The following is a 1,050-nucleotide window of genomic DNA, read 5'->3' on the forward strand; positions in this document are numbered from 1 at the left end:
GGTCGTGGTGCCCGACGCACGGGACCTCGACCGGCTCGACGCCGCGCTCACCACAGTGCTCGGCCCGGGGCGGCACGTCAGCCTCTCCGCGGCCCTCGGCCCGGCCCGGCGGTACCGGGCGTTCCTCGCCGCTCGCCGGGGCCAGGTGCCGGTGGTGATCGGCACCCGGGCGGCGATGTTCGCCCCGGTGGCCCGACTCGGCCTCGTCGCCATCTGGGACGACGGTGACGACCTGCACTCCGAGCCCCGGGCGCCCTACCCGCACGCCCGCGACGTGCTGCTCACCCGCGTCCACCTCGCCGAGGCCGGCGCGCTGGTCGGCGGGTACGCCCGCACGGCCGAGGGGCAGCTGCTGGTGGAGACCGGTTGGGCGCGGGAGGTGGTCGCCGACCGGAGCACCGTGCGGGCGCGGGTCCCGGCCATCGCGCCGACCGGGGACGACCCCCAACTGGCCCGTGACCCCGGGGCGGCCACCGCCCGACTGCCCAGCCTGGCCTGGACGGCCGCCCGCGACGCGCTCCGCCAGGACCTGCCGGTGCTGGTGCAGGTGCCCCGACGTGGCTACCTGCCGTCGATCTCCTGCGCCGAGTGCCGCACTCCGGCCCGCTGCGTGCACTGCTCCGGCCCGCTCGCGCTGCCCTCCGCCGGCGGCACCCCGGCCTGCCGGTGGTGCGCCCGGGTGGCGGCCGCGTACGCCTGCCCGCAGTGCGGTGGGCGGCGGCTGCGGGCCGCGGTCACCGGCGCCCGGCGCACCGCCGAGGAGCTGGGCCGGGCGTTCCCCGGCGTCCCGGTGCGCACCTCGGGGCGCGAGGAGGTGCTGACCGACGTACCCGGTGGTGCCGCCCTGGTGGTGGCCACGCCGGGCGCCGAGCCGGTCGCCGAGGGAGGCTACGGCGCGGTGCTGCTGCTCGACTCGTGGGCCCTGCTGACCCGGGCCGACCTGCGCGCCGGTGAGGAGGCGCTGCGCCGCTGGCTGGCGGCGCTGAGCGGCACCAAACGCCGGCTGGCGCGGGAGGACCCCGCGCTGGTCGACAACTGCCACCAGCTCGC

General features: G+C 79.1%; 1 pseudogene. It reads left to right on the forward strand.

The window, feature by feature from the left end:
* Positions 1-1,050 (forward strand): annotated as a pseudogene (locus tag KBX53_RS33970) (primosomal protein N'); the annotation flags it as partial.

This window comes from Micromonospora sp. M51 (genome assembly GCF_018070305.1).
Lineage (GTDB): Bacteria > Actinomycetota > Actinomycetes > Mycobacteriales > Micromonosporaceae > Micromonospora > Micromonospora parva.